The sequence below is a fragment of the Bartonella sp. AR 15-3 genome (assembly GCF_002022445.1).
In the GTDB taxonomy this organism is placed as follows: Bacteria; Pseudomonadota; Alphaproteobacteria; order Rhizobiales; family Rhizobiaceae; genus Bartonella.
Genome location: NZ_MUYE01000001.1, coordinates 147,831 through 165,792, shown reverse-complemented (window position 1 = coordinate 165,792; position 17,962 = coordinate 147,831). Strand labels below are relative to the sequence as shown.

The 17,962-nt window shown below is 40.5% G+C and carries 3 protein-coding genes; all 3 read right to left on the bottom strand.

The features are described from left to right. Positions 1 to 206: 206 nt before the first annotated feature. Positions 207 to 3,539 carry a YadA-like family protein gene (locus BAR153v2_RS00640; RefSeq protein ID WP_078679867.1) on the bottom strand — a complete coding sequence of 1,111 codons (3,333 nt, stop codon included), beginning with the start codon at positions 3,537 to 3,539 and terminating at the stop codon, positions 207 to 209. A 402-nt stretch (positions 3,540 to 3,941) separates the two neighbouring features. Further along, a complete protein-coding gene (locus BAR153v2_RS07315; RefSeq protein WP_158078268.1) occupies positions 3,942 to 9,839 on the bottom strand; it encodes a YadA-like family protein in 5,898 nt (1,965 codons plus the stop codon). A 125-nt stretch (positions 9,840 to 9,964) separates the two neighbouring features. Beyond that, the gene (locus tag BAR153v2_RS00630; RefSeq protein WP_158078267.1) at positions 9,965 to 17,014 is read right to left on the bottom strand and encodes a hypothetical protein; all 7,050 of its coding nucleotides are present in this window, start codon (positions 17,012 to 17,014) and stop codon (positions 9,965 to 9,967) included. Between the last annotated feature and the right edge of the window lie 948 nt (positions 17,015 to 17,962).

Genomic DNA, 17,962 nt, shown 5'->3' with positions numbered 1-17,962 from the left:
TTTATTGCAATAGGTTTTTTGTTTCCTCCTTGGTTAAAAACAAAATGGTTTATTCTGTATAAAGTATAAGAGTCGTATTATCAAGTTTATTTTTACATTTATGGCAAAATTTTGTTAATTTTGTGGGAAAAGTTAGGCATCTGATGAATTTTCGCTCTTGAATCTTTTAAAACAAGGGCGATTTTTATAGTAGTGCAAATTATTTTTTAATTCAGTGTGAGCTGTATTCCTGCGCCTATGCCCCAATGACCACCAGCAGTGGTGATAGATAGATTAGAACGAATGTTGCCGCTCTCAGATGTATAACCAGCACCAAAAGCAATAGCAGATTGACTGCGCCATGAACCACTACTAAATGCAATGCTGATTTTTCCAGGGGCTTCGTTATAACGAAGGTTGGCGACAGCTATACCGACAGCTGCTGCTTGCCGTGCTTCTTGTTTTACACCCTCGATATTATAATTTAGGCTATCAAATTTCATATCAGTATATTCTTTAGCTTCAGAAACAGCACTCTTTATCTTTTCATCTGTATACTTTTTTGCATCATCGAGAACAATTGTCATTTTCTCATATAACTGCCCGCCATTAATAGCTTCTTTCGAACCTTTTTCAACTTTACCATCTCCAACATTATCAATCACAACAGGAGCACTCGCATCACCACCTGCTAAAGTGATTTTATTCGTTTTCTTCCCATCTTCACCTTTATCATATTGAACAGCACCCTCTACACCAACTGAACCCTCAAAACCATCAATCTTGTCTTCAAGCTCCTTTACTCTGCTGTTCGTTTCCCAAAGCTGATTTCCAGTAACAACATCGCTAGAGCCTTCTGATATAGTGCCATCTTTAACGCCAGTAATTCTACTGCTGTCAGAATCTTTTCGTCTTGCGTCATAAGCACCCTTACTTTCATTCCACTGCAAACCATTCTGGTCTGCTTGATTCTCAACACCATCAATACGATTATTTAGGCTTTCCATACTTTTGTTAACAGCATCAAAAGCATCAGCTACAGTATCATACTTATTATAGTTCTTTTGACCGCTTTTACTACCAGAATTGAGTTGAACAACTTCAAACTTTGGAGCAGTCCATCCGTTAGCTCCATATTTTGCTCCACCACCGAAATATTCTGCAAGCTTAGTATTGGTCTCATAAAGCTGGCTGCCAGTAATTGCTTCATTAGAAGTTTCTGAAACTGCTCCGTCCTTCAAGCCGGAAAGGATCCGACCCTCATCACCTTTGTTCGCAAGATTGATTTCCGTACCACCTACTTTTGCACCTATCGTGATGCGGCCACTGCCATCTTCACTTGCTTCTTGTTCAAGAAGGCTATCCCCTGCTACACCCGCAATTTTCGAATAGATGTCAGTAATCGAACCATCAACACCTGTAAAAGCTGTTCCTACGTTCTGGTAATCTTTACCCTGAACCCTATAAGTCGGAGCTCTCCCATCAAGAATATTTGCTCCGCCCCCTAAATACTCAGAAGTATTCTTCGCAATCTTTGATACATCTCCTTGAACTGCCGTCATACCTGTTGACAAACCTTCAACTTTTCCGCTGGTTTCTGTAACCTTACTCTCAACCTCATACAGTTGTTTGCCTGTAACCGCTTCATTAGAAGTTTTTGAGACTGCTCCATCCTTCAAGCCGGAAAGGATGCGCCCTTCTCCATCTTTATTCGCAAAATCGATTGCTGTACCACCTACTTGCGCACCTATTGTAATAATACCCGTCGCAGAATCTTGCTGGATCCAATTGTTCTTTTCTAATTCATTTTTAACTGCATTCAATTGAGAAAAATTGACTGCATCAGTATCTTCAGTCCCAGCTAAAACGCCTGAAATCTTCTTACCACCAGCCGCAATACCATTAGTTGTTATACTTGTACCATCTGCAAGAGTTAAGCCATCTTTATTTAAAATTTGCCTTCCTAAAATTACACTATTAACTGAAATGTCCTGTGCAAGACCAAACTTTATATTTCCAGAGTCACCCCATAAAATTGAAAGATTTTGATCTTCAGCCAAGAAACCAACTTGATAGTCCGCTCCAATATATAGATCCTCTCCACCGTTAACTGATAAACGCCAACCTTTCTTCACTAATTCTTCTACTACATTCAGCTGTTTTTTATTAACGGCGTCATCATCTAAAAAACCATCTGCTACTCTTTGAATTTTCATACGACCGGCATCTATACCATTAGCAGCTGTAACACTTGGACCACCTTTAAGAGTTAAGCCAGTTTGATCTAAGGTATGCCCTGCTACTGTTAGCTTATCAACAGTGATACTCTTCGCAAGATCAAATGTTACTTTATTATCTTGATCCTTTGAAATTTCAAGGTTGCCAGTAGATGAAAAATCAACTGTGCTCCCTGAAGAAACATTTGTAGAATCTTTTCCATTAACACTTAAATTCCAATCTCCTCCAGCTTTAGCTATCTCATCTCCCGCCCATTTTCTTAAAGCCTTCAACTGAGCAACATTCACAGCATCAGTATCTTCAGTACCAGCAGCTAAATTTATAATCTGCCGTGATGTTTCCACACCTGCTGAGTTTCGTTTGCCAATACTCACCGCACTAGAATTACTAACCCAGGCCATATCTTTATCTGTTGTTGCTTTCCCTGTGATAGGATCATAACCCGCAACACCGCCCGCAACATCAGCTAAAGAATGACTACCTAAAGCAATACCTGTATCAACAATCACCTCTGAAAAGGCACCAAGAGCTAATCCAGCATTCTTTGTAGTCTTAGCGCTATAACCTATAGCAACTGCATCAAGATTCGATGCCATAGCTGTTGTACCTATAGCAATTGCGCGCTCACCTCTTGCCTCGGTGATGATATAACTTACGACACCCTGCATGGTGGTTTTAACATAACCACCCATTGCAATGGCGCCAGCACCGTTTACTGCAGCCCTATTGCCTATAGCAATAGCACTAGCGCCTCGGCCCTGCGTTTCGGAACCCCATAACAATTGGCCTTCAGCTTGGCCTTCCTTTCTATGATCACTTTTTAATGCGTATGACGGCATAAAATTCGACATATCAGACATACTATTTCTACCATCAACAGTCCAAATTGCAGCCCTCTCAAGCTGACAAGAAGCAAATTTTCTGCTGGCTATAAGCGCTTCATAATTCCCTTCAGTAATAGTTCTTCCTGTATCTATTTGCTTTGAATCAAAAGTGTTAGAAACGACAATATCATCTACGCCACAAAACTGATTACTTGAGAAATGAACACTTCTGTTACGGCCTTCTGAACCTTCACGTAAAATATTTGAAGAAAGTACACCTGAACCATCAGTGCTTTTAGAGCTGTTAAGATCTTTTTGCCTCTGAATCGTTGTTTGTTGCTCTGTTGGAGAAAAAGTAGATGCAATAACAAGTGAAACACTTAATAAGAGTGCTGTCATAACAGTACCTAATGAAACAGCCTTCAACAAAGGTAAAAAACCAGAAAAAGAATACCCCCTTAAATCACCGCGTTTTAAGATAAAATCTGATCTTTTCATAACAAATTCTCCAATAAAGATAAAAAATAAACTTTAGACATCAAAAAGACACATTCAAAGGTTATCAAGAAGCTAAGAAGTAAGTTATTAGTCGTTATAAGAATTCTTTAATTAATCGTGTTTTGTTTTTTTGTGTTGTAATTTTTTCTGTTGTACTGAGGTTAATGGTTTTTATAAATTTTTTAATGGGAGTGTATCCCATGAGAAGAGGGTTAATTTTATTTGATTAGGTTGTATTGTAGTTTTAAGATTTGCTTTGTTGGAATTAGATAGTTTTGTGAAATAGAGAATATAAATATCTTAATAAAGGGTGTTTTGCAATTGTTATTAGGATTCTTAAGATTTTATATTAATAAAGCACCAGTAAAAGTTTTTTTTAGTTAAGTATTATTTAGTAGGCAATTAGTTAAGAGTAAAGTGTATACCTCCACCTACTCCGAAGTGTTTGCCAGCGGTTGTTACAGAAATACTAGAGCGAATATCTCCGCTTTCGGATGTATAACCAGCACCAAAAGCAAAGGCAGATTGATTGCGCCATAAACCACTACTGATTGCAACACTTAGCTTTCCAGGTGTTTCGTTATAACGGAGGTTAGCGGCCGCTATACCGATAGCTGCTGCTTGCCGTGCTTCTTGTTTTACACCCTCGATATTATAATTTAGGCTATCAAATTTCATATCAGTATATTCTTTAGCTTCTGAAACAGCTTGCTTCATCTGTTCATCTGTATATTTTTTTGCATCATTGAGAACAATTGTCATTTTCTCATATAACTGCCCGCCATTAACAGCTTCTTTCGAACCTTTTTCAACTTTACCATCGCCAATATTATCAATCACAACAGGTTTATCTGCATCACCACCTGCTAAAGTGATTTTATTCGTTTTTTTGCCTTCAGAGTCTTTATCATATTGAACAGCACCCTCTGCCATTTGGCCAACCGAATTCTCAAAATCATCAACCTTGTCTTCAAGCGCCTTTACTTTGTTGTTCGTTTCCCAAAGCTGATTTCCAGTAACAACATCGCTAGAGCCTTTTGATATTTCGCCATCTTTAACGCCGGTAATCCTACTGCTGTCAGAATTTCCTTCTTTATCCTTTCGGCTTGCGTCATAAGCACCCTTACTTTGATTCCACTGCAAACCATTCTGTTCTATCTGTTCTGTTTGTTCTTTAACCTTGTTCAGACGATCGTTCAGATCTTCCATATTGTCATTAACACCACCAAAAGCACCAGCTACAGTATCATACTTATTATAGTTCTTTTGACCGCTTTTACTACCAGAATTGAGTTGAACAACTTCAAACTTTGGAGCAGTCCATCCGTTAGCTCCATATTTTGCTCCACCACCGAAATATTCTGCAAGCTTAGTATTGGTCTCATAAAGCTGGCTCCCAGTAACCGCTTCTGTCGAACCCTCTGCTATATCTCCATCAATAAGAAACTTAAGTTTGCTCTTAACTTTCTCTTTCCCCTTTTCACCATGAAGTGCAACAAATGCACCCTCCTCTTCGTCCCATAACAAACTATTTTGAAGATTTTCACTATTTTCACTCGTGTCATTTAGAAGCTGTGTCAATGTTCTATCAATTCCAGCAAATGTAGATCCTACAGTATTATAGAACTCACCCTGAACCTGATAAGTTGGCGCTGTCCCATGAAAAACATCTGCTCCGCCCCCTAAATATTGAGAAGCATTCTCAGCAATCTTTGATACATCTCCTTGAACTGCCGTCATACTTGTAGACAATTCATCAACACTCGCTGTAAATTTGCTATCAACCTCATAAAGTTGTTTCCCTGTAACTGCTTCATTAGAAGTTGCTGAAAGGGCTCCATCCTTCAAGCCGGAAAGGATCCGACCTTCTCCATCTTTGTTCGCTAGACTAATTTCCGTACCACCTACTTTCGCACCTATCGTGATACGACCATCACCATTTTCACTGGCCTCTTGTTGTACAAGGCTCTTACTTCCAACTCCTGAAAGTTCCTGATAAATATCCGATAGTGAACCATCAACACTTGCAAAGGCTTCTCCTACATTCCTGTAATCTTCACCCTGAACCTGATAAGTTGGCGCTGTCCCATGAAAAACATCTGCTCCGCCCCCTAAATATTGAGAAGCATTCTCAGCAATCTTTGATACATCTCCTTGAACTGCCGTCATACTTGTAGACAATTCATCAACACTCGCTGTAAATTTGCTATCAACCTCATAAAGTTGTTTCCCTGTAACTGCTTCATTAGAAGTTGCTGAAAGGGCTCCATCCTTCAAGCCGGAAAGGGTTCGACCTTCTCCATCTTTGTTCGCTAGACTAATTTCCGTACCACCTACTTGCGCACCTATCGTGATACGACCATCACCATTTTCACTGGCCTCTTGTTGTACAAGGCTCTTACTTCCAACCCCTGAAAGTTCCTGATAAATATCCGATAGTGAACCATCAACACTTGCAAAGGCTTCTCCTACATTCCTGTAATCTTCACCCTGAACCTGATAAATTGGCGCTGTTCCTTCAAAAATATCTGCTCCGCCCCCTAAATATTGAGAAGCATTCTCAGCAATCTTTGATACATCTCCTTGAACTGCCGTCATACTTGTAGACAATTCATCAACACTCGCTGTAAATTTGCTATCAACCTCATAAAGTTGTTTCCCTGTAACTGCTTCATTAGAAGTTGCTGAAAGGGCTCCATCCTTCAAGCCGGAAAGGGTTCGACCTTCTCCATCTTTGTTCGCTAGACTAATTTCCGTACCACCTACTTGCGCACCTATCGTGATACGACCATCACCATTTTCACTGGCCTCTTGTTGTACAAGGCTCTTACTTCCAACCCCTGAAAGTTCCTGATAAATATCCGATAGTGAACCATCAACACTTGCAAAGGCTTCTCCTACATTCCTGTAATCTTCACCCTGAACCTGATAAATTGGCGCTGTTCCTTCAAAAATATCTGCTCCGCCCCCTAAATATTGAGAAGCATTCTCAGCAATCTTTGATACATCTCCTTGAACTGCCGTCATACTTGTAGACAATTCATCAACACTCGCTGTAAATTTGCTATCAACCTCATAAAGTTGTTTCCCTGTAACTGCTTCATTAGAAGTTGCTGAAAGGGCTCCATCCTTCAAGCCGGAAAGGGTTCGACCTTCTCCATCTTTGTTCGTTAGACTAATTTCCGTACCACCTACTTGCGCACCTATCGTGATACGACCATCACCATTTTCACTGGCCTCTTGTTGTACAAGGCTCTTACTTCCAACCCCTGAAAGTTCCTGATAAATATCCGATAGTGAATCATCAACACCTGCAAAGGCTGATCCGACATTCTGGTAATCTTTACCCTGAACCTGATAAGTCGGGGCTGTTCCTTCAAAAATATCTGCTCCGCCCCCTAAATATTGAGAAGCATTCTCAGCAATCTTTGATACATCTCCTTGAACTGCCGTCATACTTGTAGATAATTCATCAACACTCGCTGTAAATTTGCTATCAACCTCATAAAGTTGTTTCCCTGTAACTGCTTCATTAGAAGTTGCTGAAAGGGCTCCATCCTTCAAGCCGGAAAGGATCCGACCTTCTCCATCTTTGTTCGCTAGACTAATTTCCGTACCACCTACTTGCGCACCTATCGTGATACGACCATCACCATTTTCACTGGCCTCTTGTTGTACAAGGCTCTTACTTCCAACCCCTGAAAGTTCTTGATAAATATCCGATAGTGAATCATCAACACCTGCAAAGGCTGATCCGACATTCTGGTAATCTTTACCCTGAACCTGATAAGTCGGGGCTGTCCTATCAAGAATATTTGCTCCGCCCCCTAAATATTTAGACGTATTCTTCGCAATCTTTGATACATCTCCTTGAACTGCCGTCATACTTGTTGACAAACCATCAACAGTCGTACTGATTTCTGTAACCGTATCCTTTGTCGCCTTAAGATCACTATCAACCTTGAACAACTGACTACCAGTAACTGCCTCCGTAGAACCTTCAGAAAGATCTCCATCAGCTAAACCAGAAAGAACACGCCTACTGCCATCTTTATTCAAAAGACTGACTTCTGTTCCACCAGTCTGCAAGCCTATCGTGATACGACCATCACCATTTTCACTGGCCTCTTGTTGTACAAGGCTCTTACTTCCAACTCCTGAAAGTTCCTGATAAATATCCGATAGTGAACCATCAACACTTGCAAAGGCTTCTCCTACATTCCTGTAATCTTCACCCTGAACCTGATAAATTGGCGCTGTTCCTTCAAAAACATCTGCTCCGCCCCCTAAATATTGAGAAGCATTCTCAGCAATCTTTGATACATTTCCTTGAACTGCCGTCATACTTGTTGACAAACCATCAACAGTCGTACTGATTTCTGTAACCGTATCCTTTGTCGCCTTAAGATCACTATCAACCTTGAACAACTGACTACCAGTAACTGCCTCCGTAGAACCTTCAGAAAGATCTCCATCAGCTAAACCAGAAAGAACACGCCTACTGCCATCTTTATTCAAAAGACTGACTTCTGTTCCACCAGTCTGCAAGCCTATCGTGATACGACCACTCTCATCTTCACTTTCCTCTTGCTGCACTATACCATTCTCAAAGACATTCTCAATATTCGTGAAGGAAGTACTCACATCCTTCAATGCATCTGCTACATTCTTATATTCTTGCTCTTGCGTAGAACCATCTTCTTGGACAACATTAAGTGTGAAAGTAGGATCAATCCAAACGCCTTCTTTATATTCTGCTCCCCCTCCTAAATATGACGCAACTTTACTATTCGTTTCATATAATTGGGAACCCGTAACCGCTTCTCTCGAACCCGTGACTATTTTGCCATCTGACAATCCAGAAAGGATCCGTCCATCACCATCTTTGTTCGAAATATTAATTTCTGTTCCTTCTGCTTTCGATCCTATCGTGATATGTCCTGTCCCTGTATCTTGCTGGACAAGACCGACACCTTCCGAACCTCCTTCCCCTGAAAGTTCTTTGTAAATATCTGTAAGGGCGGCATCAATTCCTACAAAGGCAGAGCCTACATCATTATGTTGCGATCCTTGAACTTTATACGTCGGAGCTTGTCCTTCAAGGATATTTGCTCCGCCCCCTAAATAACGAGAGCTATTCTCTGTTATCTTACTCACATTAGCTGTTACACCTTTAAGATCTCCTTCAACTTGTGTAACATGAGTTTTTACTTCTGTTAAACCACTCGACAAACCATCAACAGTCGTACTGATTTCTGTAACCGTATCCTTTGTCGCCTTAAGATCACTATCAACCTTGAACAACTGACTACCAGTAACTGCCTCCGTAGAACCTTCAGAAAGATCTCCATCAGCTAAACCAGAAAGAACACGCCTACTGCCATCTTTATTCAAAAGACTGACTTCTGTTCCACCAGTCTGCAAGCCTATCGTGATACGACCACTCTCATCTTCACTTTCCTCTTGCTGCACTATACCATTCTCAAAGACATTCTCAATATTCGTGAAGGAAGTACTCACATCCTTCAATGCATCTGCTACATTCTTATATTCTTGCTCTTGCGTAGAACCATCTTCTTGGACAACATTAAGTGTGAAAGTAGGATCAATCCAAACGCCTTCTTTATATTCTGCTCCCCCTCCTAAATATGACGCAACTTTACTATTCGTTTCATATAATTGGGAACCCGTAACCGCTTCTCTCGAACCCGTGACTATTTTGCCATCTGACAATCCAGAAAGGATCCGTCCATCACCATCTTTGTTCGAAATATTAATTTCTGTTCCTTCTGCTTTCGATCCTATCGTGATATGTCCTGTCCCTGTATCTTGCTGGACAAGACCGACACCTTCCGAACCTCCTTCCCCTGAAAGTTCTTTGTAAATATCTGTAAGGGCGGCATCAATTCCTACAAAGGCAGAGCCTACATCATTATGTTGCGATCCTTGAACTTTATACGTCGGAGCTTGTCCTTCAAGGATATTTGCTCCGCCCCCTAAATAACGAGAGCTATTCTCTGTTATCTTACTCACATTAGCTGTTACACCTTTAAGATCTCCTTCAACTTGTGTAACATGAGTTTTTACTTCTGTTAAACCACTCGACAAACCATCAACAGTCGTACTGATTTCTGTAACCGTATCCTTTGTCGCCTTAAGATCACTATCAACCTTGAACAACTGACTACCAGTAACTGCCTCCGTAGAACCTTCAGAAAGATCTCCATCAGCTAAACCAGAAAGAACACGCCTACTGCCATCTTTATTCAAAAGACTGACTTCTGTTCCACCAGTCTGCAAGCCTATCGTGATACGACCATCACCATTTTCACTGGCCTCTTGTTGTACAAGGCTCTTACTTCCAACTCCTGAAAGTTCCTGATAAATATCCGATAGTGAACCATCAACACTTGCAAAGGCTTCTCCTACATTCCTGTAATCTTCACCCTGAACCTGATAAATTGGCGCTGTTCCTTCAAAAACATCTGCTCCGCCCCTAAATATTGGGAAGCATTCTCAGCAATCTTTGATACATCTCCTTGAACTGCCGTCATACTTGTAGACAATTCATCAACACTCGCTGTAAATTTGCTATCAACCTCATAAAGTTGTTTCCCTGTAACTGCTTCATTAGAAGTTGCTGAAAGGGCTCCATCCTTCAAGCCGGAAAGGATCCGACCTTCTCCATCTTTGTTCGCTAGACTAATTTCCGTACCACCTACTTTCGCACCTATCGTGATACGACCACTCTCATCTTCACTTTCCTCTTGTTGCACTATACCATTCTCAAAGACATTCTCAACATTCGTGAAGGAAGTACTCACATCCTTCAATGCATCTGCTACATTCTTATATTCTTTCTCTTGCGTAGAACCATCTTCTTGGACAACATTAAGTGTGAAAGTAGGATCAATCCATTGACCATCTTCATAGCGCGCACCACCGCCTAAATATTGAGCAATCTGGCTATTCGTGGTATAAAGCTGGTTGCCGGTAACTGCCTGATTAGAACCTCTTGAAACTATGCCATCCTTGATACCGGAAAGGACCCGACCTTCATCATCTTTATTCGAAAAATTGATTTCCGCACCAGCTACTTTCGACCCTACCGTAATGCGACCACTGCCATCTTCACTTGCTTCTTGTTCAACAAGACTACCCCCTGCTACACTCGCAATTTTCGAATAAATGTCAGTAATCGAACCATCAACACCTGTAAAAGCTGTTCCTACGTTCTGGTAATCTTTACCCTGAACCTGATAAGTCGGAGCTGTCCCATCAAGAATATTTGCTCCGCCCCCTAAATATTCAGAAGCATTCTTCGCAATCTTTGATACATCTCCTTGAACTGTCGTCATACTTGTTGACAAATCTTCAACTTTTCCGCTGGTTTCTGTAACCTTGCTCTCAACTTCATAAAGTTGTTTTCCTGTAATCGCTTCATTAGAAGTTGCTGAAAGGGCTCCATCCTTCAAGCCGGAAAGGGTTCGACCTTCTCCATCTTTGTTCGCTAGACTAATTTCCGTACCACCTACTTGCGACCCTATCGTGATGCGACCATTCCCATCTTCACTGGCCTCTTGTTGTACAAGGCTCTTACTTCCAACTCCTGAAAGTTCCTGATAAATATCCGATAGTGAATCATCAACACCTGCAAAGGCTGATCCGACATTCTGGTAATCTTTACCCTGAACCTGATAAGTCGGGGCTGTCCTATCAAGAATATTTGCTCCGCCTCCTAAATATTTAGACGTATTCTTCGCAATCTTTGATACATCTCCTTGAACTGCCGTCATACTTGTTGACAAACCATCAACAGTCGTACTGATTTCTGTAACCGTATCCTTTGTCGCCTTAAGATCACTATCAACCTTGAACAACTGACTACCAGTAACTGCCTCCGTAGAACCTTCAGAAAGATCTCCATCAGCTAAACCAGAAAGAACACGCCTACTGCCATCTTTATTCAAAAGACTGACTTCTGTTCCACCAGTCTGCAAGCCTATCGTGATGCGGCCATCACCATTCTCACTTTCCTCTTGCTGCACTATACCATTCTCAAAGACATTCTCAATATTCGTGAAGGAAGTACTCACATCCTTCAATGCATCTGCTACATTCTTATATTCTTGCTCTTGCGTAGAACCATCTTCTTGGACAACATTAATCTTAAAGACAGGATCTGTCCAAACGCCTTCTTTATATTCTGCACCACCCCCTAAATATGACGCAACTTTACTGTTCGTTTCATATAATTGGGAACCCGTAACCGCTTCTCTCGAACCAGTGACTATTTTGCCATCCTTAAGACCAGAAAGAACCCGTCCATCACCCTCTTTGTTCGAAAAATTGACCTCTGTACCAGCTACTTTCGATCCTACCGTAATACGGTTACCTGCTTCTTCACCTGTTTCTTGATGAACAAGGCTGTCTCCAGCTACATTTGTAATCTTCGTGTAAAGATCCGTTATAGAACTATCAACACCCGCAAAGGCAGAACCTACATCATTATGCTGCGATCCTTGGACTTTATATGTCGGAGCTTGTCCTGCAAGGATATTCGCTCCGCCTCCTAAATATTCAGAAGCATTCTTCGCAATAGCCGATACATCTCCTTCAACTTGACTCACGTTAGTTTTTACTTCTGTTAAACTACTCGATAAACCATCAACAGTCGTATTGATTTCTGTAACCGTATCCTTTGTCGCCTTAAGATCGCTATCAACTTTGAAAAGCTGACCTCCAGTAACTGCCTCCGTAGAACCTTCGGAAAGAGCTCCATCCTTAATGCCAGAAAGAACACGCCTACTGCCATCTTTGTTCACAAGACTGATTTCCGTGCCACCTACTTTCGCACCTATCGTGATGCGGCCATCACCATTCTCACTTTCCTCTTGCTGCACTATACCATTCTCAAAGACATTCTCAATATTCGTGAAGGAAGTACTCACATCCTTCAATGCATCTGCTACATTCTTATATTCTTGCTCTTGCGTAGAACCATCTTCTTGGACAACATTAATCTTAAAGACAGGATCTGTCCAAACGCCTTCTTTATATTCTGCACCACCCCCTAAATATGACGCAACTTTACTGTTCGTTTCATATAATTGGGAACCCGTAACCGCTTCTCTCGAACCAGTGACTATTTTGCCATCCTTAAGACCAGAAAGAACCCGTCCATCACCCTCTTTGTTCGAAAAATTGACCTCTGTACCAGCTACTTTCGATCCTACCGTAATACGGTTACCTGCTTCTTCACCTGTTTCTTGATGAACAAGGCTGTCTCCAGCTACATTTGTAATCTTCGTGTAAAGATCCGTTATAGAACTATCAACACCCGCAAAGGCAGAACCTACATCATTATGCTGCGATCCTTGGACTTTATATGTCGGAGCTTGTCCTGCAAGGATATTCGCTCCGCCTCCTAAATATTCAGAAGCATTCTTCGCAATAGCCGATACATCTCCTTCAACTTGACTCACGTTAGTTTTTACTTCTGTTAAACTACTCGATAAACCATCAACAGTCGTATTGATTTCTGTAACCGTATCCTTTGTCGCCTTAAGATCGCTATCAACTTTGAAAAGCTGACCTCCAGTAACTGCCTCCGTAGAACCTTCGGAAAGAGCTCCATCCTTAATGCCAGAAAGAACACGCCTACTGCCATCTTTGTTCACAAGACTGATTTCCGTGCCACCTACTTTCGCACCTATCGTGATGCGGCCATCACCATTCTCACTTTCCTCTTGCTGCACTATACCATTCTCAAAGACATTCTCAATATTCGTGAAGGAAGTACTCACATCCTTCAATGCATCTGCTACATTCTTATATTCTTGCTCTTGCGTAGAACCATCTTCTTGGACAACATTAATCTTAAAGACAGGATCTGTCCAAACGCCTTCTTTATATTCTGCACCACCCCCTAAATATGACGCAACTTTACTGTTCGTTTCATATAATTGGGAACCCGTAACCGCTTCTCTCGAACCAGTGACTATTTTGCCATCCTTAAGACCAGAAAGAACCCGTCCATCACCCTCTTTGTTCGAAAAATTGACCTCTGTACCAGCTACTTTCGATCCTACCGTAATACGGTTACCTGCTTCTTCACCTGTTTCTTGATGAACAAGGCTGTCTCCAGCTACATTTGTAATCTTCGTGTAAAGATCCGTTATAGAACTATCAACACCCGCAAAGGCAGAACCTACATCATTATGCTGCGATCCTTGGACTTTATATGTCGGAGCTTGTCCTGCAAGGATATTCGCTCCGCCTCCTAAATATTCAGAAGCATTCTTCGCAATAGCCGATACATCTCCTTCAACTTGACTCACGTTAGTTTTTACTTCTGTTAAACTACTCGATAAACCATCAACAGTCGTATTGATTTCTGTAACCGTATCCTTTGTCGCCTTAAGATCGCTATCAACTTTGAAAAGCTGACCTCCAGTAACTGCCTCCGTAGAACCTTCGGAAAGAGCTCCATCCTTAATGCCAGAAAGAACACGCCTACTGCCATCTTTGTTCACAAGACTGATTTCCGTGCCACCTACTTTCGCACCTATCGTGATGCGGCCATCACCATTCTCACTTTCCTCTTGCTGAACTAAACCATTCTCAAAGACATTCTCAACATTCGTGAAGGAAGTACTTACATCCTTCAATGCATCTGCTACATTCTTATATTCTTGCTCTTGCGTAGAACCATCTTCTTGGACAACATTAATCTTAAAGACAGGATCTGTCCAAACGCCTTCTTTATATTCTGCACCACCTCCTAAATATGACGCAACTTTACTGTTCGTTTCATATAATTGAGAACCCGTAACCGCTTCTCTCGAACCCGTGACTATTTTGCCATCTGACAATCCAGAAAGGATCCGTCCATCACCCTCTTTGTTCGAAAAATTGACCTCTGTACCAGCTACTTTCGATCCTACCGTAATACGGTTACCTGCTTCTTCACCTGTTTCTTGATGAACAAGGCTGTCTCCAGCTACATTTGTAATCTTCGTGTAAAGATCTGTTATAGAACTATCAACATCCGCAAAGGCAGAACCTACATCATTATGCTGCGATCCTTGAACTTTATATGTCGGGGCCTCACCTCCAAGGATATTCGCTCCGCCTCCTAAATATTTAGAAGCATGCTTCGCAATCTTCGATACATCACCTTCAACTTGGCTCACGTTAGTTTTTACTTCTGTTAAACTACTCGATAAACCATCAACAGTCGTATTGATTTCTGTAACCGTATCCTTTGTCGCCTTAAGATCACTATCAACCTTGAACAACTGGCCTCCAGTCACTGCCTCCGTAGAACCCTTGGAAAGATTGCCATCCTTAAGACCAGAAAGAACACGCGTACCACCGTCTTTGTTCACAAGACTGATTTCCGTACCACCTACTTTCGCACCTATCGTGATATGACCTGTCTCTGTATCTTGCTGTACAAGTCCTATACCTCCAGACCCTTCTAAACCTGAAAGTTCTTGATAAATATTACTAAGAACCGCATCAACGCCTGCAAAGGCAGAACCTACATCATTATGTTTCGATCCTTGGACTTTATATGTCGGAGCTCCTCCTGTAGCTATATTCGTTCCTCCTCCAAAATAACGCGAACTATTCTCTGCTATCTTGCCTACATTAGCTGTAACACCTTTAAGATTACTCTCAACTTTTGTAACATTAGTTTTCACTTCTGTTAAACTACTCGACAAACCATTAACATTCGTAGTAATTTGTGAAACCGTATTCTTCGTTGCTTGAAGATCGCTATCAACTTTGAAAAGCTGACTACCAGTAACTGCCTCTGTAGAACCCTTGGAAAGATTGCCATCCTTAAGACCAGAAAGAACACGACTACTGCCCTCTTTGTTCAAAAAACTGACTGCTGTTCCACCTGTCTTTGATCCTATCGTGATACGATTATTGGTTTCTTGCTCAACAAGGTCACTTCCTGCTACATTTGCAATCTTGGTATAAAGATCTGTTATAGAACCATTAACTCCTGCAAAGGCAGAGCCTACATTATTATGAGACTTCCCTTGAACATTATAAGTCGGGGCTTTACCATTCAGAATATCTGCCTGACCTCCTAAATAACTCGAGCTATTCTTAGCAATCTTCGATATATTACCTTCAACCTTGTTCATATTAGTTTGAACTTCAGCTAAACTACTCGACAAATCATTAACATTTGTATTTATTATTGAAACCGTTTTCTTGGTTGCTTGAAGATCACTATCAACTTTGAAAAGCTGACCTCCTGTAATTGCTTCCGTAGAATCTTTTGAAAGTGTTCCATCTTTAATACCAGATAGTACCCTACCCTTACCGTTTTTGTTTAAAAAACTAACTTCCGTGCCAGCCACTTTCGAGCCTATCGTGATACGACCATTGTCACCTTCATCCCCTTCTTGTATAACAAAATTACTATTTTTTACTACTAATTCCCTTAATGCTTTCAGCTGCGCAACATTCACAGCATCAGTATCTTCAGTACCAGCCGCTAATCCAGTAATTATTCGTGTTTTTTCTTGCGAATCATCACCAATAGCAACTAAGCCAATGTTAGCTTTCCATATATGACTTAAAGTATCTGTTAAATATTGACCTGACAAAGGATCATAACCAGCAAAAACACGTCTATTCTTGGCAACACTATAAGCACCTAAAGCAACATTGCCTTTTCCTTCAGATTGAGCACGATAACCTATAGCAATCCCTTCCTGGTTGTGTGCGTCTGCATATGCACCTAAAGCAATCCCTCCATACTCTCCCGCTTTTGCCTCTCTACCTAAAGCAATAGCTTCTGTTTTCTTAGCTTTAGCAGCAATACCTACAGCAATCGAACCCACTCTATCATCCCATGCCGTATTTTGATTCCCGGCATCTGCTTGTAAACCTATAGAAATATTATGACTCTTCTCAAGCAACTTACCACTATTAACTCCCTCAGCGGCCTCATCGCGTGGAAATTTTCTCAACACATCGTTCAAAACAGATATCTCAGATACATCAAGTATTGTATTTTGACCATCAACAGTCCAAATAGCTCGTTGAGCTCCAAAACCATGAGAGCTACAATTATCAAATTTGTGATGCATAAGAAGATTTACATAATTTTCCTCATTAATTATCTTCCTTGAATCAGAAAAAGTAGAAATAAGGATATTGTCCACACCACAGTAATGATCACTCGTAAAAGCAGAACCAGGAGAATTTTTTGAAGCTTCATCAGGAGCTTTTAGGGGAATCATACCTGCACCCTTAGGGCTTTTTGAACTTTGTATTGTTGTTTGTTGCTCTGTTGGAGAAAAAGTAGATGCAATGACAGGAGAAACACTCGATAAAAGCGCTGTCATAACAGTACCTAATGAAGCAGCCTTCAACAAAGGTGAACGACAAGGAAAAGGATGATCATTTAAAGCATTTCCTTTTGAGATAATACGTGATCTTTTCATAAGAGATCCCCCCAATAAAAAATAAATTTTAGCCATTAAAAAGATGCATTTACGCGTTACTCAGTATCTTGAAGTAGAGTTTTTTCATCATAGAAAGTTTTAAGCTCAACGAAAAATTTACCTGAAATTGGTATAGTTTTCTTGTAAGAAGTATTTGTGCTTTTCTTATTTGTTTCCGTTGAATTATTATTCATAGTTTGCATCATTTTCCCCAATATTATGATACTAAAAAGCATATTTTCGCTGTAATCAAAGTGTAAGAAAAGATATCCTTTATTTGATATTAGAAAAAAATATAATAGAGATTGCTTTGTGTTCTTACGTGATGGTTATTGTGTAAGATTTTATAGCAATTGTTGCATTTTTTAGGTTTTCCCCTTTAAATGTAGATGTTGTATGTTTTATTTTGTTGAAAAAATCAAATAAAATATACAATTTAACGTTTTATTAATAGCTTTGTGTATGCTTTGTCTCTTTGGGTAAAACACAAAGAATGAAATTGCAAGGAGTATTTTTGTTTTTATTCAGTTTAATTTTTTATTTAAGTGCGAACTGAATGTTTCTTTCTACGCGCCAGTATTGTATGGAAGTGGTTAAGAGGTATTGGAATAGATGACCCATCTTCAGAGGTGTATAATGAGCACCGAAAGCAAATGCAAATTGGTTTCTTTATAGGTTATTGTTGGTTAGTGTACTTAATTTTCCGAGTGCATTCGTTATAATGAAAGTTAAGTGCTTACTATACCGATAGTGGCTACTTATCTTACTTCTTTATTGTAATTCAGGCTATCAAGTTTCATATCAGTATAATCTTCAGAAATATCATTTTGCATCATCAAAGATAACTTTCATTTTCTTATACAATTACCTGCCATTAATAGCTTTAATAGCTTTCTTCGAACTTTTTTCGACTTTATCATCGCTAATATTATCAATGACAACAGAAGC